Origin of the sequence: Amycolatopsis acididurans (assembly GCF_012328925.1) — a bacterium.
In the GTDB taxonomy this organism is placed as follows: Bacteria; Actinomycetota; Actinomycetes; order Mycobacteriales; family Pseudonocardiaceae; genus Amycolatopsis_E; species Amycolatopsis_E acididurans.
Map to the genome: position 1 here is coordinate 120207 of NZ_JAAXLS010000014.1, position 21053 is coordinate 141259.

At 69.6% G+C, this 21053-nt stretch carries 21 protein-coding genes; 7 read left to right on the top strand and 14 right to left on the bottom strand.

Going from position 1 to position 21053, the window contains the following annotated elements; all coding sequences use genetic code 11:
* Positions 1-8: 8 nt before the first annotated feature.
* From HFP15_RS21135 to HFP15_RS42895, 9 genes are all read right to left on the bottom strand, one after another.
* Positions 9-974 carry a glutamate ABC transporter substrate-binding protein gene (locus HFP15_RS21135; protein WP_312871673.1) on the bottom strand — a complete coding sequence of 322 codons (966 nt, stop codon included), beginning with the start codon at positions 972-974 and terminating at the stop codon, positions 9-11.
* Positions 971-2368: a GlnX family signal transduction membrane protein gene (locus HFP15_RS21140; RefSeq protein ID WP_168518270.1), complete on the bottom strand. Its 1398-nt coding sequence runs from the start codon at positions 2366-2368 to the stop codon at positions 971-973. Before HFP15_RS21140 ends, HFP15_RS21135 begins: the two co-directional genes overlap by 4 nt.
* 167 nt (positions 2369-2535) lie before the next feature.
* Entirely contained in the window at positions 2536-3627 is a 1092-nt protein-coding gene (locus tag HFP15_RS21145) for an acetoin dehydrogenase dihydrolipoyllysine-residue acetyltransferase subunit (protein WP_168518272.1), read from the bottom strand.
* A complete protein-coding gene (locus HFP15_RS21150; protein WP_168518274.1) occupies positions 3627-4640 on the bottom strand; it encodes an alpha-ketoacid dehydrogenase subunit beta in 1014 nt (337 codons plus the stop codon). Before HFP15_RS21150 ends, HFP15_RS21145 begins: the two co-directional genes overlap by 1 nt.
* A gap of 11 nt (positions 4641-4651) precedes the next feature.
* Positions 4652-5647 carry a thiamine pyrophosphate-dependent dehydrogenase E1 component subunit alpha gene (locus HFP15_RS21155; protein ID WP_168518276.1) on the bottom strand — a complete coding sequence of 332 codons (996 nt, stop codon included), beginning with the start codon at positions 5645-5647 and terminating at the stop codon, positions 4652-4654.
* Positions 5607-6650 (bottom strand): ATP-NAD kinase family protein, encoded by a 1044-nt coding sequence (locus tag HFP15_RS21160; RefSeq protein WP_168518278.1) that lies wholly within the window; start codon positions 6648-6650, stop codon positions 5607-5609. Before HFP15_RS21160 ends, HFP15_RS21155 begins: the two co-directional genes overlap by 41 nt.
* A gap of 237 nt (positions 6651-6887) precedes the next feature.
* Positions 6888-7091 (bottom strand): cold-shock protein, encoded by a 204-nt coding sequence (locus HFP15_RS21165; RefSeq protein ID WP_168518281.1) that lies wholly within the window; start codon positions 7089-7091, stop codon positions 6888-6890.
* Between the two features lie 160 nt (positions 7092-7251).
* Positions 7252-8190 (bottom strand): acyl-CoA desaturase, encoded by a 939-nt coding sequence (locus tag HFP15_RS21170; RefSeq protein ID WP_168518283.1) that lies wholly within the window; start codon positions 8188-8190, stop codon positions 7252-7254.
* Positions 8191-8290: 100 nt separating this feature from the next.
* Entirely contained in the window at positions 8291-8491 is a 201-nt protein-coding gene (locus HFP15_RS42895; protein WP_246271891.1) for a hypothetical protein, read from the bottom strand.
* 351 nt (positions 8492-8842) lie between these two features.
* On the opposite strand from HFP15_RS42895, the gene HFP15_RS21180 reads away from it, so the two are divergent.
* On the top strand, positions 8843-9262 hold the full coding sequence (locus tag HFP15_RS21180; protein ID WP_168518285.1) for a MarR family winged helix-turn-helix transcriptional regulator: 420 nt from the start codon (positions 8843-8845) through the stop codon (positions 9260-9262).
* Here the strand turns inward: HFP15_RS21180 and HFP15_RS21185 are convergent.
* The gene (locus tag HFP15_RS21185; protein ID WP_168518287.1) at positions 9259-10875 is read right to left on the bottom strand and encodes a thiamine pyrophosphate-binding protein; all 1617 of its coding nucleotides are present in this window, start codon (positions 10873-10875) and stop codon (positions 9259-9261) included. The two genes, HFP15_RS21180 and HFP15_RS21185, sit on opposite strands and share 4 nt — an antisense overlap.
* Positions 10876-11016: 141 nt before the next feature.
* Between HFP15_RS21185 and HFP15_RS21190 the strand changes: the two genes are divergently transcribed.
* Both HFP15_RS21190 and HFP15_RS21195 read left to right on the top strand, forming a co-directional pair.
* Positions 11017-12288, top strand: coding sequence for a hydroxyacid-oxoacid transhydrogenase (locus HFP15_RS21190; RefSeq protein ID WP_168518289.1), 1272 nt, complete (start codon positions 11017-11019; stop codon positions 12286-12288).
* Positions 12282-12713, top strand: a complete 432-nt coding sequence (locus HFP15_RS21195) for an acyl-CoA thioesterase (RefSeq protein ID WP_376768883.1) — start codon at positions 12282-12284, stop codon at positions 12711-12713. Before HFP15_RS21190 ends, HFP15_RS21195 begins: the two co-directional genes overlap by 7 nt.
* Here the strand turns inward: HFP15_RS21195 and HFP15_RS21200 are convergent.
* The 4 genes from HFP15_RS21200 to lanKC form a co-directional block, all read right to left on the bottom strand.
* A complete protein-coding gene (locus tag HFP15_RS21200) occupies positions 12679-14367 on the bottom strand; it encodes an ABC transporter ATP-binding protein (RefSeq protein ID WP_168518293.1) in 1689 nt (562 codons plus the stop codon). The genes HFP15_RS21195 and HFP15_RS21200 overlap by 35 nt on opposite strands.
* Positions 14364-15971 (bottom strand): ABC transporter ATP-binding protein, encoded by a 1608-nt coding sequence (locus HFP15_RS21205; RefSeq protein ID WP_168518295.1) that lies wholly within the window; start codon positions 15969-15971, stop codon positions 14364-14366. The genes HFP15_RS21200 and HFP15_RS21205 overlap by 4 nt, the downstream gene beginning before the upstream one ends.
* Positions 15972-16178: 207 nt before the next feature.
* Positions 16179-16325 carry a SapB/AmfS family lanthipeptide gene (locus tag HFP15_RS21210; protein WP_168518297.1) on the bottom strand — a complete coding sequence of 49 codons (147 nt, stop codon included), beginning with the start codon at positions 16323-16325 and terminating at the stop codon, positions 16179-16181.
* 19 nt (positions 16326-16344) lie between these two features.
* Positions 16345-18858 (bottom strand): class III lanthionine synthetase LanKC, encoded by a 2514-nt coding sequence (gene lanKC / locus HFP15_RS21215; protein ID WP_168518299.1) that lies wholly within the window; start codon positions 18856-18858, stop codon positions 16345-16347.
* 403 nt (positions 18859-19261) lie between these two features.
* On the opposite strand from lanKC, the gene HFP15_RS21220 reads away from it, so the two are divergent.
* The 4 genes from HFP15_RS21220 to HFP15_RS21235 all read left to right on the top strand — a co-directional run bounded on the left by HFP15_RS21220 (position 19262) and on the right by HFP15_RS21235 (position 21001).
* A complete protein-coding gene (locus HFP15_RS21220; RefSeq protein WP_168518302.1) occupies positions 19262-19627 on the top strand; it encodes a hypothetical protein in 366 nt (121 codons plus the stop codon).
* Between the two features lie 25 nt (positions 19628-19652).
* Positions 19653-20006 (top strand): hypothetical protein, encoded by a 354-nt coding sequence (locus HFP15_RS21225; RefSeq protein ID WP_168518401.1) that lies wholly within the window; start codon positions 19653-19655, stop codon positions 20004-20006.
* Positions 20007-20085: 79 nt separating this feature from the next.
* The gene (locus HFP15_RS21230; protein WP_168518304.1) at positions 20086-20523 is read left to right on the top strand and encodes a VOC family protein; all 438 of its coding nucleotides are present in this window, start codon (positions 20086-20088) and stop codon (positions 20521-20523) included.
* A 31-nt stretch (positions 20524-20554) separates the two neighbouring features.
* Complete coding sequence (locus HFP15_RS21235) at positions 20555-21001, top strand: nitroreductase family deazaflavin-dependent oxidoreductase (protein WP_168518306.1); 447 nt, start codon at positions 20555-20557, stop codon at positions 20999-21001.
* The last annotated feature ends 52 nt before the right edge of the window (positions 21002-21053 follow it).

Consider the following 21053-nt stretch of genomic DNA (forward strand, 5'->3'; position numbering starts at 1 on the left):
TCAAACCCTCACTGGTACGAAACGCTCGGCGGCGCGGCCGGGCCGAGCACGGGCGCGATCCAGGTGTTGTAGTTCTGCTGCCAGGTGCCGTTGGAGCGCACGTTGTCCAGCACCGAGTTGACCCACCGGACCATGTCGTCCTGCCCCTTGGGGATGCCCACGCCGTAGTTCTCCTGCGTGAACCGGTCGCCCACGACCTCGAGGTTCGGGTCCTGTTTGGCCATTCCGGCGAGGATCACGTCGTCGGTGGAGATCGCGTCGACCTGGCCCTGCTGCAACATCACGAGACAGTCCGACCAGTTGTTCACCGAAACCGGGATGGGCCGCGACGGGGCCTGCGCGATCGCGGTGAGCGAGGTGGAGGACTTGGTGGCGCACACCTTCTTCGCGCCGAGACCGGCCATGTCCTTGATGCCGGAGTTCCTCGGCACGAGCACGCGCTGGCCCGCCTGGTAGTAGGTGGAGGAGAAGTTGATGTCCTTCAGGCGCGCGCACGTGATGCTGTAGGTGCGCACCACGACGTCGACGGTGTTGTTCTTCAGCACGTTCTCGCGCTGCGACGACGGGATGGCCGTCCACTGCACGTGGCCCTGCCAGCTGCCGAACAACACGGTGGCGAGTTGTTTGACGATCTCGATGTCGAAGCCTTCGAGATTGCCGGTGGAGGGGTTGAGGAAGCCGAACAGGTAGGTGGTCTGGTCGACCCCGGCGATCAGCCGCCCGCGCTGCTTGATCTTGGCCATGGTCGAACCGGACGGGATCGCCGGATTGGGCGCGAGACTGCGGGTGTCGCAGTTGCCGGCCTGGCCGCCGCCACCGGCGCCCTCCATGCCGCCGACGTTGGCGGGCTGCGGCGCCTGGACACTGCCCACCGGCGCCGGGTCGACGGGCGTACCCGCACTGCCGCAGCCCGCGACGAGCAGTCCCACGCCCGCGACCAGAACGGCCAGACGTTTCCGGACAGAACTTCTCACCGGTACTCCCTCAGGCGGTCGCGGATGCCGATGGTGACGCCGCCGGCGGCGACCACGGCCAGCACCGCGACCCCCGGTGCCAGCAGGATGAGCGCGCGGTCGGCGTCGCGGGTGTCGTCGAGAAAGCTCTGCCGCCCGATGTTGATGGCGTTGACCAGCGCCTCGTCGAGCTTGCCGAACGTCGCCGCGGACCCGTCGGCCAGTGCGGTGTCCACGGCCTTCTTGACCGCGTCGCCGTACGCGCCACCGTCGTCCATCGCGCGGATGTCCTTGTGCGTGGCCAGCCACGCGTTCGCGTTCAGTTGTGCGGCGTCGATCTGCGCGCCCGCCGCGCCGTCGAGCAGGCCGCGCGCCTCGTTGAGCAGGCCGGTGAAGATCGGTGCGAGCTGCTGGAAGTTGGTCTCGTACGCGGAGCCGTCGCCGCGGGCCACGAGCGTCATCATCTCGTCCGCGCGCGCCTGCACCGCCGCGCTGCGCGCCCGCACCAGCACGTCCACCGGGTGGCTGCCGTCGTCGTCGCCGGTGCCGACGAGCAGGCTCTGCACGGTCAGCGCGACCACGCCCCACAGCAGGATCAGCACGGTCGAGCCGGTGGCGACGACGAGGCCGACGTTGAGCAGGCGGTTGGTGCGGCGTGTCAGATAGATCTGTGTCGCGATCAGCGAACCGAGCAGCCCGAGCACCAGAATCGTGGTGAACCACGGGAAGCCGGACGCGTCGTCCTGTTCGGCGGAGAGCCGGTCGGTGTCGATGTGATAGAGGTCCGAGGCCGCGGGCAGGATCGTCGAGCGCATCAGGTTCGACGCCTCGCGCAGGTAGGAAGCGCCGACCGGGAAGCCCTGCCGGTTGTTGCTCCGCGCGCGCTCGATCAGGCCCGTGTAGACGGGCAGGTTGCGCGCGATGATGTCCACCTTGACCGCCGCGTCCGCGACTCCCTCGGAGTCCGACGCCGCCTTCGCCAGCGCCGCGCCCGCCCGCGCGATGTTCACGTCGTAGCGGGAGCGCAGTTCGGGCGGTTCGGTGCCGATGACCAGGAAAGCGTTGGCCGAGGTCGCGTCGGCGTCGGACAGTGAGCGGTAGACCTCCTGCGAGGCCGCGGTCAGCGGTTCGCGCCGGTCGATCAGGTCGTTGATCGTGTCCTTTTTGCCCTGCACGGCGATGGTGCCGACGACGCCGGTGACCAGTGCCAGCACGACCAGCCCGACACCGATCGCGGTCAGCCTGCCCGGGCTGGTGCGCACCGAGCGCAGCACTCCACGGAAGGCCGCGACCGGCAGGTCGAGCAGGCCGGCCAGGCCACTGCGGCTGGGCTCCTGTGGTGGAGGTGACAGCGGCACGGGAGGCTGGACGCCGGGACCGCCCGGCGCACCCGGCCGCGTCACGGTGCTCGTCATCAGAAATCCACCCCTCGCCCAGTGCCAATGCGGGACACCCAGGAGAAGGTATCCGAGTCGACATGTGGGCCGCCATCGACTCCCATCGGTTCCCTGGCGCTGACGTGGATCTTCGCCGGATCGCAGCAGCCGTTATTCGTTTGTGTCTCGCCGGTTTCCTGCTTGAGTCACTCGTTAGGGCTAGTGAATGCCTCCACCACGGAATTGGGGGACTCCATGTGCACCATGTGACCGGCGCCCTCCACGTACCGCACGTTCGCCAGCGCGGCCCCGTGCGCCGCGGGCAGCACCGCGTCCTGCCGTCCCCACACCACCCGCACCGGCACGTCCACTTTGGACATGAGCGGGGTCACGTCGAGCGGGGCCAGCAACGTGTCGAGCAAGGTGTTGAGCGCCTTGTCGACGCCGTCGAGCCGTTTGTACTTCATCAGGTCGTCGGCCAGCTGCCGGGTGGCCTGCGACGGATCGGCGAACAACGCCGTCAGGTGCGGCTTCAGTGCACGCCGTGACGACGCGGCGGCGAAACCACGCAGGTAGTCGGCGTTGACGTCCTTGCCGAAACCGGCCGGTGCCACCAGTGTCAGCGACGCGACCTTCTCCGGCGCCTTGGCCGCGACGGCGACCACGACCGCACCACCGAGGGAATGCCCGACCAGATGCGCCCGCGGGATCTCCTTCTTTGCAAGGAAACCGAGCACCGCGTTCGCCAGCGTGTCGAGCGAGCCGTCGCCGACGTCCTTGGTGGACTCGCCGTGCCCGGGCAGGTCGAGCGCGTGCACGGTGCGGCCTTCGGACAGCGGTTCCTGCACGAACAGCCAGGAGTTCTTGTCGCCGCCGTACCCGTGCACGAGCACGACCTGTTCCTCGCCCTCGCCGAGGGTGGCGTACGACAGCGTTCTGCCGTCGACCTGCACGGTGCCGGTGACCGGCCCGGCGACCTCGGCGACCGCACCGGAGTCGATCTCCTCGCGGGCCAGGCGCGCGGCCTGCTCGATCTCCTCCTCCGGCACGTCGGCGGGCGCGATCAGCGCGATCGTCCCGCCGACCGGTACGTCCTCGCCGACCCCGGCGATCACCCGCCGCAGCACGCCCTCGTCGGAGGCCTCCAGCGAGCCGGTGATCTTGTCGGTGTCGATGTCGGCGAGTTCGTCGCCGTCGGCGATCTCGTCGCCCTCGCTCGCGATCCACTCGGTGACCTTGCCGCTGGTCATCGACAGGCCCCATTTGGGCATGACGACCTTCGCGATGCGTTCGTCCATCAGCGCTGCCACTCCATGACCGCCTTGGCCGCATTGACGACGCGTTGCGCGTCCGGGATGTAGAGGTCCTCCAGCGCATCGGAGAACGGCACCGGCGTGTGCGGCGCGGTGACCATCTCGATCGGTGCGCGCAACGCACCGAAGGCCTCCTTCGCCACCAGCGCGGAGATGTCGGTGGCCAGATTGCACCGCGGTGTCGCCTCGTCGACCACGACGAGCCGCCCGGTGTTCTCGACGCTTTCCAGGATCGTGTCGGTGTCCAGCGGGCTCGTCGTGCGCGGGTCGAGGATCTCCGCCTCGACCCCGGCGCTCGCCAGTTCGGCAGCGGCCGCTTCGGCGACCGAGACCATCCGGCCGATCGCGACGATCGTCACGTCGTCGCCGTCGCGCACCACGTTTGCCTCACCGAAGGGAATCGTGTAGCTGTCCTCCGGCACCTCGCCCGAGGTGTCGTACATGGCCTTGTGCTCGCAGAAGATCACCGGGTCGTTGTCCCGAATGGACTGGATCAGCAGCCCCTTCGCCTCGTACGGGCTGGACGGGACGACCACCTTCAGCCCGGGGATGTGGGTGAAGATCGGGTACAACGCCTGCGAGTGCTGCGCGGCCGCGCGCAGACCGGCGCCGTACATGGTGCGGATCACCACCGGTGTCTCGGCCTTACCACCGAACATGTAGCGGAACTTGGCCGCCTGGTTGAAGATCTGGTCGAAGCAGACGCCGAGGAAGTCGATGAACATCAGCTCGGCCACCGGCCGCATTCCGCGCGTGGCGGCGCCGATCGCGGCACCGATGAACGCCGACTCGGTGATCGGCGTGTCCAGCACCCGGCCGGGGAAGCGGTGGTAAAGCCCTTTGGTGACACCGAGAACGCCGCCCCAGGCGTCGTCGTCACCGGGGCTGCCCGCGCCGCCCGCGTTGTCCTCGCCCATGATGATGACGGCCGGATCGCGTTCCATCTCCTGCGTGAGCGCCTCGTTGATCGCTTCGCGGTAGCTGATCGTGCGTGCCATGACCGTGCCTTTCAGTACGAGACGTAGACGTCGGTTTCGAGATCGTCGGAGGTGGGTTTGGGGGCGGCCTTGGCCTCCTCGACGGCGGCGTCGATCAGGTCGGCGACCTGCGTGTCCACGGAGTCCAAAGTGGATTCTTCGAGCTGACCGGTCTCGGTGACCCTGCCGCGGAACCGCTTGAGGCAGTCCAGCCGGTCGCGGGCGTCGGCTACCTCGCCGGCACGGTAGGTCTGCTGGTCACCCTCGAAATGCCCGAAGTAACGGGTGAACTTGACCTCGATCAACGTCGGCCCGCCGCCTTCGCGCGCCCGGCGGATCGCCTCGCCTGCGGCCTCGTACACCGCGAAGAAGTCGAATCCGTCCACGATCACACCCGGCATCCCGAACCCGGCGGCGCGGTCGGCGATGTTGTCCGCGGCCACCGACCAGGTGGACGAGGTGGCCTCGGCGTAGCCGTTGTTCTCGGCGACGAAGACCGCGGGCAGGTTCCACACCGACGCGAGGTTCAGCGCCTCCAGCGTCGTGCCCTGGTTGCTCGCGCCGTCACCGAAGAACGCGACGCCGATGCCGCCGGTGCCCTGCTGCTTCGCGGCGAGCGCGGTGCCGCAGATCAGCGGCGGGCCACCGCCGACGATGCCGTTCGCGCCGAGCATGCCCTTGGACAGGTCGGCGATGTGCATCGAGCCGCCCTTGCCGTGGCAGGAACCGGTCTTGCGGCCGTAGATCTCGGCCATCATCGCCTTGACGTCCACCCCCTTGGCGATGCAGTGCCCGTGGCCACGGTGCGTGCTCGCGATCGAGTCGCGGTCGTCGAGGTGCATGCACACCCCGGTCGCCGATGCCTCCTCGCCCGCGTAGAGGTGCACGAAGCCCGGAATCTCACCGGTCGCGAACTCGTCGTGTACCCGCTCCTCGAAGGCGCGGATGGTGCGCATCATCCGGTAGGCGTCGAGCAGCGCGTCGGCGTCAAGGCCGGGCGCCGCCGGCGTCGGCAAGGTATCCGTCATCGTTGACAGTCCTTTCTCTCGTGAACAACCCCTTCGACGCCGCTTCGGTCAAAGCGGCGGTGACGTCCACACAGCGGGGTCCGTCCAGCCGCAGCCGGACCGAGGCGCCCGCGGTGCGCTCGATCTCGCGTTCGCCGTCGACGGCGATCACTCCGCACGGTTCGAGGTCGACCCGTTCGCCGGCGGGCAGCGCGCGGCACTCGCGCACGCCGACGGGGACGACGAGGCCGGGCGCGATGGGCGCGTGCACGACCCAGCGCGCCCGCTCGGGCGGCGCGAAGCGGATCGCGACACCGTCCGGATCGTCGCGGGCGCTCGGGCACAGCTGACCGGCGACGCTGGACAGGCCGATCGCGTCCGGTTCGGCGAACGCGCAGAAGAGTTCGGTCAGCCCGCCGGGTTCCCACAGCGCACGGGACCCGACATACGGCGAGACCGCACCGCAGACGTCCACGAGCGCGAGTTCGACCTGGTCACCCGCGGTCACTTCGAGGACGGCGGCGCGGCGGGTCGCGTCGACCTCGCCGCTCGCGACCAGGCCGGCCGCCAGCCCCGCGACGGTGGCCTCGCGCATCTGCGGGAAGGCGTTGTTGGTGCCGGTGGACAGCGGCAGCAGGGGCACGTCCCCGCACGCGGCGGCGGCCACGCGCGCGGTGCCGTCGCCGCCGAGGCAGATGATCACGCGGGCGCCGGCGGCGATCATCCGGTGGACGGCGTTGGTGGTGTCCTGCGCGGACTCGGTCAGCGGATCCTGATCACAGAACTCGACGTCGGGCCAGGGATCGCGCCGGGTGCGCAGCGCGCGGAGGACCGCCGCGGAGATCCCGCCGAGGTCGGTGGACAGCAGCACGCGGGACACGCCGACCGAGTGCAGCGCGGTGAGCGTGCGCTGCACCATGTTGGCCTTCTCGGCGGTCGGGAACACCGACGCCTTGGCGACCAGCCGCCGGATGTCGCGTCCGGAGGCCGGGTTCGCCACGATGCCGACTGTGCTCGGTGTCACACCTCAATGGGACACCTCGCCGGCGCGGGACGAAAGAGTTGCACGGGGTTGCAGCACGAAACCGGCCCCCGCCTCAGCTGAGACGGGGGCCGGTTTCGAAGCCTACGGCCTTTCCCCGGGATCCAGGGGGCTTGCCCCCTGGCGGGGGTCTGGGGGTTCGACCCTCAGAAGGCTCGGTGAAGAGATACCGGCGAAGCGCCTGCGCGAGCAGGATTCGCCCAATCTCGAAGTCTTACCTTAGAGAACTGAGACCGAGGTGGCCTGCGGGCCCTTCTGGCCCTGGCCGATCTCGAACTGAACGCGCGCGTTCTCCTCGAGGCTGCGGAAACCGCGACCCTCGATTTCCGAGTAGTGCACGAAGACGTCGCCGCCACCGTTGTCGGGAGTGATGAAGCCGAACCCCTTCTCGGAGTTGAACCACTTCACAGTGCCCTGAACCATAAAAATATTCTCCAAATACAGCAAGCAACAGAGCACCGTTTCGATGCTCCGGGTCACTGCGAGACGGTTTGCTCTCCCGAATGGGAAACCACTACGCCCGCTAAGTCTTGCGAGCGTGGGTTTAACACGAACACAAAAGCTTGAGACCGTGACCAGTACATCACAGATCGGGCTCGAGCGCCAACCGGCTGAGTCGCTTGGGGGTCGGCCAGCGAACCTGGCTCGCCCAGCCGAGCTTCTCGAAGATCCAGATCAGCCGGGCCGTGATGTCGATCTGACCGCGCTTGACGCCGTGCCGGGCGCAGGTCGGGTCGGCGTGGTGCAGGTTGTGCCAGGACTCGCCGAAGGAGAAGATCGCCAGCGGCCAGAAGTTCGCCGCCTTGTCCCGGCTGGCGAACGGGCGCTCGCCGATCATGTGGCAGATCGAGTTCACCGACCACGTGACGTGGTGCAGCAGCGCGACGCGGACGAACCCGGCCCAGAACAAGGCGGTCACCCCGCCCCAGACCGACCAGGTCAGCAGGCCGCCGAGGATGCCGGGCAGCAGGAAGGTCAGCGCGATCCACAGCGGGAAGAGCCGGTCGACGGTGCGGACGTCGCGGTCGGCGAGCAGGTCCGGGGCGAACCGCTCGGCGTTGGTCACCTCACGCTCGAACAGCCAGCCCATGTGCGCGTGCCAGAAGCCCTTGGCCAGTGCCTTCGGGCCGGTGCCGAACAGCCACGGCGAGTGCGGGTCGCCCACCCGGTCGGAGAACGCGTGGTGACGCCGGTGGTCGGCGACCCAGGTGATCGCGGGGCCCTGCGCGGAGAGGTTCCCCGCGATCGCGAGCGCGATCCGCAGCGGCCGCTTCGCCTTGAACGAGCCGTGCGTGAAGTGCCGGTGGTACCCGGCGGTCACGCCGAGTCCGGACACCACGAAGAAGGCCGCGCCGAGCCCGATGTCCAGCCAGGACAGCCCCCATCCCCAGGCGAATGGCACCGCGGCCGTGAGCGCGACCAGCGGCAGCAGAACGAATACTTTGACCAGAATGTGCTCGGGCAGTGAACGGGTACCCGAAATGATCGGTTTGGGTTTGCGGACGGGGGTTTCCACAGACATGCGGCGAGACCAGTTTCATATTTTGGGAATTCGCAACGAAATCCCGACGGTACGGGAGCGCTCGCGCGAAAGCGAGCAGCCCACACACGGATTGTACAGTTCAAGTAAGGATCATCTTTTCGGCGAACCACGCCGCGATCGCCGTCGCGACGGCCTCCGGTTGGTCCTCGGGGGCGTGATGACCTGCGGGACCGCAATGATGCGTCGTCAAGGCGGCGATGTTCGCGGCACACCAGGCGGCCATGTCCTGTCCGATCGACAAGGTCGGTGACGAGTCGAACGTGAGAAGCAGCTTGGGCACGTCGCCGCTGTTCGCGAGCCACTTGCCGTACCGGGCGACACGCTCGGCGACAATCCGGCGGTTGCCCGTCCAGCGGCATCGACCGCGCCCATTCGAGGATCGGACGGCGGCTCGCCCGCGTCGGGTAGGGCGCGAGGTAGGTGGCCAGATCGGCTTCGGCGACGGGACGCAGCACGCCGCCGGTGAACCGGTAGCCGATGTCCGGCTTGCCGGATCTGCCCATTCCGACGAGATCGGGTGCCAGCAGCCGGACGGGCACGTCGAGCGCGGCGAGCACCTTGCGCCACAGGTGAGACGAGCCGGGATTGCCGTGCAGGAAGACGACCGAGCGACCCGAGCGACCAGCAGCGCGTGGCCGCCCGGCTGCGACGGCTGCCCACCCGGCTGCTGTCCCTGGCCGCCACGCGCTCCGACCGCCGGGTGCACGAGGAGCTCACCCGCGCCGACGCGCGGAAATGGCACTACGCGGCGCTCGCCACGCTTGCCGAGTTCGGTCCCGCGAGCCAGGCGGAGCTGAGCTCACGCACCGGCATCTATCGCAGCGATCTCGTCGCGGTGATCAACGAACTCGCCGAACGCGGGCTCGTCGAGCGCGCCCCCAACCCCGCCGACCGGCGCCAGAACATCATCACGCTCACCGCGCGTGGCCACGAGCGGCTCGGGACGCTGGAAGAACTGCTGGCCGGCCTGGAGGACGAACTGCTCGCCCCGCTGAGCACGACCGAACGCGAGCAGCTCACCCGCCTGCTCGCCAAGCTCGTCTACGGCTAACCGGAGCGGCTCGCCCGGAACAGCGTGGACAGCCGGACGTCCGGGTTGACCACGTCGGGATCGGTGCGCACGTCGATCACGCTCGGCCGCTGGTGCTGCAACGCGCGCTTGACCGTCGGCTCCAGCTGTTCCGGGGACTCGACTGTGTAGCCGACCGCGCCGAACGCACGCGCCCACGACGCGAAGTCCACCGTCGGCACCGCCACCCCGGACAGCCGGCCGTGCGTGCGGGCCTGGTGCATCGCGATCTCGCCGTACAGGCCGTTCTGGATCGCGACGACGATCACCGGCGCCCGGTACCGCACCGCGGTCTCCAACTCCTGGCCGGTCATCATCACACTCGCGTCGCCGACCATCGCCACCACCGTGCGCCTCGGCGCGGCGAGTTTCGCGGCCACCGCGGCGGGCACGGCGTAGCCCATCGTGCGCGCGGCGGGACCGAGCTGGGTGTGCGGCTCGGTGAAGCACCAGTACCGGTGCACGAACTGCGCGAAGTTGCTGGAGTCGCAGGTGACGACGGTGTCCTCGGGCACCGCGTTGCGCACGGCGCGCACCACCTCCGCGGGCTGCACGAGCACGCTGCCGCTGGTGTCGGGCGGGGTCATGAACGTGTGCGTGCCCGCGTTCGCCGCCGAACTGCGGCGTGCCCGCGGTTCGGCGACGTTGGACAGCTCACGCAGGAACGGGCCGATTTCCGCCTCGATACGCAGGGTCAGCCCGCGCCGCCGGGACGGCACCGGGCTGGTACCGACGACGACGAGGGTCTGGCTCGACGAGGGGTACCGGTAGTTCTGCGTGGTCACCTCGTCCAGCCGGGTGCCGATCGCGAGCACGACGTCGGCGCGGTCGAGCGCGTCGAGCTGCTGCTGCGGGATGCCGATGCCGAGGTGCCCGGCGTAGCGGGGATGGGTCTCCGGGAACGCGTCCTGCCGGCGGAACGCGTTGTAGACGCTCAAGTTCAGCTTGTCGGCCGCCGCGATCAGCTCGTCACGCGCCGGCCGGGCGCGGCTGCCCGCGATGACCACCGGATAGCGCGCCTCGGAGAGCAGGGCGGCCACCTCGTCCGCCGAGCGCAGCAACGCGCCCGTGCGGTTCGGCGGCGGCGCCGTGACGGGCGGCGCGGCGTCGTAGGGCGCGACCCAGAAGTCCATGGGCACGGACAGCACGGCGGGTCCCCGGCGGCCACGCTGGACCTCGCCGAGCGCCTCCGCGATCAGCGCCGGCACCTCGCTCGCGGTCTCGGCACGCGCGATCCACTTCGTGTACGGCCGGAACAGTCCCAGCTGGTCGGGACCGTCGCCGCCACCGCCGACGAGGTTCAGCGACGGTGGATCGGCGATCACCACCAGCAGCGGGATCTCGTCCTCGTACGCGCTGTGCACCCCGGCGACCAGGTTCATCACCGCGGGCCCGAGATGGCCGAGCAGCAGAGCGGGCACGTCACGCAGCTTGCCCTCGGCCTCGGCCATGAACGCCGAAGCCAGCTCGTGCCGTGCGTGGACGAGCGTCATCTGCGGGTCGCCCTGGATGGCGTCGAAGAGTTCGAGGAAGGAGTCGCCGGGCACGGTATACGCGCGCCGCACCCCTGCCTGAACCAAAACCCGGACCGCCATGCGCGCAACGGTCCCCGCGTGCTGATACGTGATGGGTCATAGGTAATCAGCGTTCAATAGTCCGGTCAAGTGACATCGTGGTATCGACCGTGGCAAGCGATCATCTCTGAGTAGAGCGCCGAACCCCCTAAGCTCGGAAGAGTGCCGAACGAAACCGTGTTCACTTACGGGGCGCCCGCCCTCAAATATGGCAACGGCGCCAGCGAGGAAATCGGGTACGACCTCAAGCAGACCGGTGCGAACCGGGTTCTGGTGCTCACCGATCCGGGGATAGCCGCCACGGGCTGGCCACAACGGATAGTCACCGGTCTCGAGTCCTACGGACTGCACGCGGAGGTCTTCGACGGCGTCCACGTCGAACCGACCGACGTCAGCATGAGCAAGGCCGTCGAGTACGCGCGCGGCACCGGCCCGTGGGACGCGTTCGTCGCGGTCGGCGGCGGGTCCACCATCGACACCGCGAAGGCCGTCAACCTGTTGACCAGCAACGACGGCGAGCTGATGGACTACATCAACCCGCCGGTCGGCGGCGGCAGGGCACCGAGCGCCCCGCTCAAACCACTGGTCGCCGTGCCGACCACGACCGGCACCGGTTCCGAGAGCACCACGGTGTGCGTGCTGGACGTGCTGTCGCTGCGCGTCAAGACCGGCATCAGCCACCTCAAGCTGCGGCCGACGCTCGCCGTGGTCGATCCGCAGCTGACCATCACGCAGCCGGCCGGGGTGACCGCCGCGAGCGGCATGGACATCCTCTGTCACGCCGCGGAGAGCTACACGGCCAAGGAGTACACGCAGTTCGAGCGCAAGAAGCCCGAGCAGCGCGTGCCCTACTGCGGGGCGAACCCGGTCGCCGACATGTTCGCCGAGCGTGCGCTGACGCTGCTGCGGGACGCGCTGCCCGCGGCCGTCGCGAACGGGGACGATCTGCGGGCGCGCGAGAACCTCTCGCTCGCGGCCACGTTCGCCGGGATGGGCTTCGGCAACGCGGGTGTGCACATTCCGCATGCCAACGCCTATCCGATCGCGGGCCAGGTCCGTGACTTCGTGCCGGACGGCTACCCGCCGGAGGAACCGCTTGTGCCGCACGGAATGGCGGTGTCGCTGACCGCGCCCGAGGCGTTCCGGTTCACCTTCGAGGCCGCACCGGAGCGGCACCTGCGGGTCGCGCGACTGCTCGGGCCCGACGTCGAGCGGCCGAACGACGACGCCGACTACCTGCCGACGGTGCTGCGTTCGCTGATGTCGCGGATCGGGATCCCGAACGGGATCGGGGCCGTCGGCTACAGCGAGTCCGACGTGGACAGTCTGGTCGAAGGCACGGTCAAGCAGCAGCGGCTGCTGGCGACGGCACCGCGTGCGACCACCGAGGACGACCTGGCGGGCATCTTCCGGCGGTCTGTGAGCCTGTGGTGAGCCGATATCAGCACTGGCAGCAGGTCCCGACCCGCTGGAAGGACAACGACGTCTACGGGCACGTCAACAACGTCGTGCACTACGCGCTGATGGACACGGTGATCAACACGTGGCTCATCGAGCGGGGCGGGCTCGACATCGAGAAGAGCCCGGTGATCGGCTTGTGCGTGGAGTCGCACTGCAATTACCACGGCTCGGTGTCGTTCCCGGACGTCCTGTCCGTGGGCCTGCGCGTCGCCCACCTCGGCAATTCGAGCGTGCGGTACGAGATCGGCATCCACCACGAGGGCCGGGTCATCGCCGAGGGGCATTTCGTGCACGTCTTCGTGGACCGGTCGACGCGGCGGCCGGTGCGCGTGGACGGTCAGCTGCGAGCCTGCCTGGAGGCGCTCAAACCGCCACCGGATCCGTCCACGCCCGCATGAGCGCGGCGTAGCGGGGCGAGCTGTTCAGCAGCTCCTCGTGGCTGCCGAGCAGGGTCTCCCGGCCGTCCATGACCAGCACCCGCTTCGCCCGAACCGCCGAGGAAAGCCGGTGCGCGATGACGATCAGGATGCCGTCGCGTTCGGTGAAGGCGCGTTCCGCGCGTGCTTCGGCGGCGGGATCGAGGTTCGAGGTCGCCTCGTCGAGGATCACCACCAGTGCCGGGCTCGCGTACACCCGCGCGAGCCCGAGCAACTGCGCCTCGCCCGCGGACAGGTCGGTGACTCCGCCATAGAGCCCGCCGAGGCGCGCGACGACCTCGTCCGCGTGCACGGCGCGCACGGCCTCCAGCAATTGCTCGTCGGTGGCGCGCGGCGCGAACAACGCCAGGTTCTCCCGCACCGTGCCCGCGAACAGGTAGGTCTCCTGCGGCACCAGCGCGACCAGCTTGTGCAGCAACGACGGCCGCACCTCGCGCACCGGCACCCCGCCGAGCAGCACGAGTCCGGCCTGCGGCGCGACCATGCCGGTCAGCAATGCGGCCAATGTCGATTTGCCGATTCCACTCGGGCCGACGACCGCGAGATGATCGCCGGCGCGCAGCCGCAGGTCGAGATCGCGCACGATCGGTTCGGCATGCCGTCCCCAGCCGAAGGTCAGCCCGCGCGCCTCGACCGTCTCGTCCCTCGGGGTGCCGGTGCCCGCGCGTTCCGGCGGGATGACCGTGACCTCCTCGATCCGGCGCAGCGCCACCATCAGCCGGAGGATGACGGTGCTCGAAGTCGCGGCGAGCCCCTGCAGCGCGGGCTGGAGACTCGTCGAGAGGTAGACGAGGGAGCCCAGCGCGGCACCGGCCGTCAGCCTGCCGGCGGCGACCATGCCCGGCGCGACGAGCAGCACCAGGACCAGCGGCACCAGCCCGCCGAGCGCGATCACCAGCGTGCGCAAGCCGGTCGCGTTCGCCATCCGGGTCGCCGCCTTCGCCTGCCGGTCGATCACGTCGTGCAGTTCGAGCGCCGCGACCGACTCGCCGCCGCTGGCCACCACGTCGCGCATGCCGACGAGCACCGTCCCGGCCACCTCCGCGGTGCCCTCGTCGGCCATCGTGACGGCACGCTGCCGCCGGGTCAGCGTCGGCAGCAGGCACGCGAACAGCACGAGCGCGAGCACGACCGGGATCGCGACCAGCCATGCCAGCTCCCCGGCGATGGTGAGCAGCCCGATCAGCGCGGCACCCGTGGTCACGAGCATGCCCCGCGCCTGCACCAGCAGTCCGGCGGTGGCGTCGCGGACCACCTCGACGTGTTGGGTGATGCGCGCGACCGCGCTCGCGTCCGGCTGGTTGCGCGGCGGCGACGGATCGTGCAACACCCCGCGCACGACGGCGGTGACCAGCGCGTCGCGCACGGGTTCGACGAGCGTGCCGAGCTGCCGCCAGACGAGCCGGGTGCCGAACGCGCCGATGAGCGCGACCACGCCGAACACCAGCAGCCACAGCACACCGGTGTAGGGGTCGCGCGCCGCGAAACCGCGGTCCACCGACTGCTGCACGAGCCTGCCGGACACGAACGCGGGCAGCCCCTCGGCGATGGAGCACGCGGCCAGCGCGAGCGCGCCACGCCACTGCGCGGCCAGTGTGGTCCGGTAGAGCCTCATTCGAACACCGCCCGGTACCCGGGGTTGCCCCACAGCCGCTCGTGCGGCGCCATCGCGCGGATGCGGCCTTTTTCCATCCACAGCACGAGATCCGCCCGCGCGGCGGTCGCCGGGCGGTGGGTGACCATGATCCGGGTGCAGCCGAGCCCGGTGATGGCATCGTCCACAAAGGACTCGGTGACGGTGTCCAGGCTCGCGGTGGCGTCGTCGAGGATCAGCACCCTCGGCTGCCGCACGAGCGCGCGGGCAAGGCCGATGCGCTGCGCTTCCCCGCCGGACAACGGGGTTTCGGTCAGCGGAGTGTCGTAGCCGCCGGGCAGTCGCACGATGAGGTCGTGCACCTGCGCGGCACGGCACGCCTCGCGTACCGCGGTGCGGCCGGACCAGGTGCCGTAGCCGACCGCGTCGGCCACCGTGGCGCCGATGAGCGCGGGCCGTTCGAACGCGTAGGAGATCAGCGTGCGCAGTTCCTCCGGCCGGATGCGCTCGAGGGGCATGCCGTCGAGCCGGACGTGGGCCGGGACGAGGCCGCCGAGCTGGGCGACCAAAGTGGACTTTCCGGAACCCGAACGGCCGACCACGGCGACGAAGGTGCCACCCGGGATCGTGATGTCCTCGGTGGCGATCGTGCCCGTGCCCAGCGGGCCCAGCAGCTTTCCCGCCGGTGACACGGGTTCGGCGAGCACTTCGGCGATGCGATGCGCGCACGAGCGCGCTCTGGTCAGCATGGTCAGCAGCGGGATCTGGCGGACCAGGCTCATGCCGAGCGCGACGTAGCCGAGCGCGGCGAGCATCTCGCCGATCGTGAGCCGTCCGTTGTAGACGGCGAGACCGGCCGCGATCAGCACGATCAGTTCGACCGCGGGCAACAGCAGCGCGGCGCGCCACACCATGCGGGCCTGCGTGCGCCACATTCCGGCACCCGCGGCGGCCAGGTCGGGCAGCGGGCGCAGGACGCGTCCGGCCTCGCGGTCGGCGGTGCCGGACGCGGCGATGGTGCGCCGGCCGTGCATCGCGTCGAGCAGCCGGGCGGACAGTTCGCCGGAGACCTCCTGGTAGGTGAGGATGTCGTCGGCGGTGTGGCGAAGATGCGAGCGGGCGATGAACATCGCGACCGGAACACCGGCGACGAACACGAGCGCGAGCCGCAGGTCCAGCAGCGCGAGCAGGGTCACCGCCCCGGCGCTGACCACGACCGACGAGCCCAGCTGCACGAGGATCGAGGTGAGGGCGCCCGCGCTGTGGCAGTCACCGGTGAGGCGGCTGAGCGCGTCGCCCTCGCTGAAGCGGGAGCGCAGGCCGAGCGCGAGCAGGCGGTCGGCGAGCGTGCGGCGTAGCCAGGCGGTGGCGCTGCTGGTCGCGCGGACGGTGAGGATGCCGCCGATGACCTCGGCGAGGACTTCGGCGAGCCCGAGCGCGAGCACCCACGACACGTGCGGCCGGCTGAGCCGTCCGGAGATCGCCGAGTCGACGGCGGCGGCGAGCGCGCCGGGCAGTAGCAGTCCCGCCCCGGCCGCGAGCACCGTGATCAGCACGATGAGCACCGTTCGGCCGCGGTTGAGACGCGCGACCTCGGACAGCAGCCCGTCGCCTGCGCGGCTCACCGCGGCCACCCCACGGCCGTCGCGCCCCCTCGGCGCGACGGTTCGCGGTGTCTCGGTCGCGGCGCCGGTCGGGTGGACAACCGATCGCGGCCGCGGCTCATCGCGTTCGTCCTTTCCGTATCTCGCGGGGTTCCGCACCCGACCGGTGCGAGAATGGGCGCGGGAGCGGCGCACTTGGCCTGCGCCGCTCCCGCCTCCGGGCAGATGTCAGTAACAGCCGAGCAGGCTCAACGTGCTGTGCGCGCATGCCGCCAGCAGGCTCAGGTTGCTGATCGGGCAGCCATGGCCGTGACCACCGTGGCCCTCCATCGCTTCCGGCGCCTCCATGGCCTGCAGGTCGAGAACCAGATCCATCTCTCTTACCTTTCTTCTTTCACCTTCCCCGGCCCGACACGGCCGGAGTCCTTGGGCCGCCGAGGAACGGCAGCGCGGGGGCGCCGTCGAGCGCGGCGAGCGCGAGCAGCACACCCGCGCCGCCGGTGGCGACGTCCATCGACAAACGGAGCAACCTGTTGCCGGGGAAGGCGATGCCCCCGCCGTAGGGCACGGCGTGCCACGCGAGCCGGGCCAGCTGCGCCTCGGCCTCGTCCCGGCCGAGCGCCGGCGTCAGCCCCGCCCGCCCGTGCAGCAGGCCGGGCTGGATCACGAACTCGCCACGGCACGACTCCCGCAGGCCCGGCAGCTTCGCGGCGCTTTCCGCGTCCGGCCGGTGGGCGGCGAGCAGACCGGCGACGACCGCGATTCCCGCGCTGCCCACGCCGAGGTAGGGCAAGGTGCGGGTCTGCCCGTCGCGGACCTGGAGCGAGCCGTCGTCGCCGGTCACGCATTCCTCGAGATCGCGGCACAGCGCCCGGTCGGCGAGGTCGAGCCAGGCCTGGTCGCCGGTGTGCTCGTACAGCCGCACGAACAGCAACGCCGGGCCCGACCAGCCGTTGGTCAGTCCCGCCTCGGCGAACTTGCCCACCGGTTCGGCGGGCAGGCCCGCGATCCGCGCGGCGATCCGGACGGCTTGGGCCAAAAAGCCCTTGTCTTCCCTGGTCTCGGCGAAGTGCAGCAGGTTGAGCGCGATGCCGGACAGTCCCGAGTACAGGCCGTGGTCGTCGGTCTGGGCGACCAGCCCGGCCGAGGCTTTCAGGAGTTCGTCGGCCTCGCCGTGGTGACCGAAGTTCTCCAGCACGTACGCGATGCCGTGTGCGCCGTCGTGAAAACCGGGTCGCGTCGGCGGTTCGCGGCGGACGGACTCGATGAGCCACCGCTCGTACTCCGGATGCCGTCCCCCGCCGCCGATGTGGAGTGCGTGCAGGATCCCGGCAGCGCCGACGGCGAAGCACGCGCCGCCCACCCGGAACTGCTCGATGTCGCCGGGAAACAGCCGGTCGGTGCGCTGCGGGGTGGCACTGGCGAGGATTCCGGCGGCGATCGACCTGCGCACGAGCGACCAGTCGGGGTCCGCCTTGTCCAGTTCGGTGTCGGCGCGGCCCTCGCGCGGCGCGAGGGTGTCCAGCGCCGCGGTCACGTACGCGGGCGGCAGGCCGAAACGGCGCCGCGCGAAGTCGGCGAAACCGGGCAACTTGCCCGGCGCGAACTCCAGCATCGCGTTGAGCGGCAGGAAGATCCACAGCTTGAGCGCGGCGAGCGCGTACTCGTCGATCGCGAAACCGCAGCGGTCGGCCGGTGCCTTGAACCCCGGCGCGCCCAGCGTCGGCCTGCCCGGCCCGTCCGCCTCGAAGGCCAGTTCGAAGTCGACGAGCGAGACCTGATCGTCGTCGTCGACCAGCACGTTCATCGGATGCAGGTCGCCGTAGACGATGCCGCGTTCGTGCACGGCATCGAGCAGGCCCTCGAGCCGGGCGAGCAGCGCCAGCGCACGGTCGGCGTAGGCGGGCAGATCGCGTTCGTCGGCGTCGCGCCTGGTCAGCGGGTAGTTGCGGGCGAGCCACGAGCCCAGCGGCCTGCCGCGGACCCGGCGCATGGCGAGGAAGTGATGCTCCCAGACGACGAAGCGCTCGTATGCGGCCGGAATGCCCGGGATGCCCTCGAGCCGTTCGAGGATCTCGTGCTCGCGGTGCAGCCGGGCGACGGCGTCCCGGTGATCGCGGTCGAGGCCGGCGTGCGGCCGGGCCTCCTTGAGCACGACCTCGCGGCCGGTCTCCTTGTGCTCGGCGAGGTAAACACCGCCGCCGTTGGAGAAGTGCAGCGAAGAGGTCACGCGGTACGGGAACTGCCGGGGATCACCGGACCGCCGCGCGGCCAGGTGCGGCGCCAGACATTCCGGCAGTTCGACCCAATCCGGCAGGTGAAAAACCGGCCGCCGCTCGTCGGGCACCAGCATGCCGTCGGGTTTGCGGACCGCCAGTACGCGCCGGCCACCGGCTTCGACCCACCTTTCGGCGAATCCGCCGTACCGGACGTAGAGCGGTCCGGCGCCATATCGGAGGTCGCTGAGAATGTAGGGGCCCGGTTCGCCGCTCAGTTCCGCATCGAGCGCGAGAAGAGTGCTTTCCAGTTCCTTTTCGTCTTTCGGGTAAATCGTCGCGAGCTTTCCACTTCCCTCGCGCGGCGCGTATTTGGAATTGTGCGCGAGCACCATCGCGCGAGTGCGGAGATGTTTGAAGGCGATGTCGCGGGCGAGGCAGTGGCGGTGCACGACGGCGAGCACGCGATCCACGTTGGACGGCGTGCCCGAGACGTGGATTTTCCATCCCTGGTCGGGAAGTTCGTGCCACACCGGGCAAAGATGGCGCCATACGCCACTTTCGGATGTCACCCAATCGTGGGCCAGCGGGGCGAGCACGGCGGCGAAATCGTCTTCGGCGTGACTGGCACCACGTTGCTCGTCGAAAAACAGCGGATCCGCGAAGCAGTACGCTTCGTACTCCAGATCCATCCGGCACCGCCCCTCATTTTTTTCGCGATGGCCAATCTTCCCCCTACCGGCCCCCCGTGAGCCAATCCGCCAACCAGGGTTTACAACTCGGCTGTTCGAGGTAGCGATTAATGCCAATTACCGAGAAGTAACCAAACCGAGCGTGAGGTGTCATCACTCGTTCGAGATGTAACATTCCATCCCGGACTCGTCCTGCCTGCTGAGCCGACCAGCGTGCAATTCGCAGCCGTTCAGCCGATCGGTCAACCGGCCGTCCCGTGGGTTAATTTCCTGCGATGATCACTCTCCGTGGCCGAACGCGCGGTGGTCCGGACCATCAACTGGCGCCCGGCCACGCCCCGGCCTAGGCTGCCCGGTTCGGCCGCCCGCCGTCAGTCGTTCGCACGCAACTAAGCTGCGGACCGTGATCTCTTGGTTCGCGGTGACGGTCGCGGCAGCCGCGCTGCTCGTGGCGGCATGGAGCTTCGTACTCGCCGCGCGGAACCGGGAGCCGGGAAAGCCACTGCTCGCCGGGCTGGCTGTGGTCGAGCTGCTGGTGATCGCGCAGCTCGTGGTCGGCATCGTGCTGCTCGTCGAGGGCGAGAAGCCGGGGAGCCTGGCCACATACCTGGCGTATTTGATCATCTCGCCGGTGGTGCTGCCCGTGGGCACGTTGTGGTCGCTGGCCGAGCGGAGCCGCTCGAGTACGGCCGTCCTCGGCATCGCGGGGATCGCGGTCGCGGTGATGGTGCTGCGGCTGCAGCAGATCTGGGGTGGGGCCGGTGCCTGAGAAGACCGCGACCGGCCCCGGCCGGATCCTCGTCGCCGTGTACGCGATCTTCGCGCTGGCCGCGACGTCGCGCGCCGGCGTGCAGATCGCGACCAAGTTCCACGAAGCGCCGCTGGCGTACGTGCTCTCCGCGGTGGCCGCGGTGTTCTACATCGTCGCCACGATCGCGCTGGCGCGCTCGGGCTCGACGTCGAGGCGCGTGGCACTGGTGTCCTGCAGCATCGAACTAGTCGGCGTGCTCACCGTCGGCACGTTCAGCATCTTCGACCGCCAGGCCTTCCCGGACGCGACCGTGTGGTCGGTCTACGGGCAGGGTTACCTGTTCATCCCGCTGGTGCTGCCGATCATCGGCCTGTACTGGCTCCGGCGGACGGCCTGAGCGAAACCCGCCTCGGCGGGCATGTCGAAAACGTGGCGCCGGCTCCGTCCCAGGGGTACGAGCGACACAGGAGGCAATCATGACGATCCAGCGCATGGACAACATCAGCATCGTCGTCGACGATTTGGCGGCGGCTGTCGCGTTCTTCGTCGAACTCGGCCTGGAACTCGAGGGCGAGGCACCGGTCGAGGGGTCGTGGGTGGACCGCATCGTCGGACTCGAGGGCGTCCGGGCCGACGTGGCCATGGTACGGACCCCGGACGGCCACGGACGGCTCGAGCTGACGAAATACCACACGCCGGCGGCCAGCACCGCTGAACCGAACGCGCCGGTCAACACCCTTGGCATTCGCCGGATCATGTTCGCGGTCGAGGACATCGAGGACGTTATCGCCCGCCTGCGCCCCCATGGCGCCGAGCTCGTGGGCGAGGTGGTGCGGTACGGGGACAGCCATCGGCTCTGCTACGTCCGCGGACCCGAAGGCATCATCGTCGGGCTCGCCGCGACGCTCGACTGAAGCGACCAGCACCGAGGAAAGGATCAGAGCCATGGCTGTCGCCGACGATCTCGATCGCGCCACCGATTCGCAGTGGGACTGGGTCGCTGAGCAGACCCGTAGGTATCTGGCCTCGGGCGGCACCGAGGGACACGAATCGGACGGTGTGCGGACACTCGTGCTCGTCACAACCGGACGCAAGACAGGCGTGCCACGTCGCACTTGTCTGATCTACGGCACCGCAGGGGATGACTACGTCGTCGTCGCGTCAAAGGGTGGCGCGGACGAGGATCCGGCGTGGTTCAAGAACCTCCATGCGGAGCCGAGCGTCGGGATGCAGGTCGGGACCCGCCGGTTCACCGGTCGCGCCCGCGTCGCTTCCCTGGATGAGCGCGAGCGCCTTTGGCCGCAGATGGCGCGGATCTTCCCGCTGTACGACGAATACGCGCAGAAGACGAGCCGTGTGATCCCGATCGTCCTGCTCACGCCGCAAGAGTGAGGTTGGCTGCGACCGCCCCTGCACAGAGAAACTCTCAGTCACCCGCCGGGTG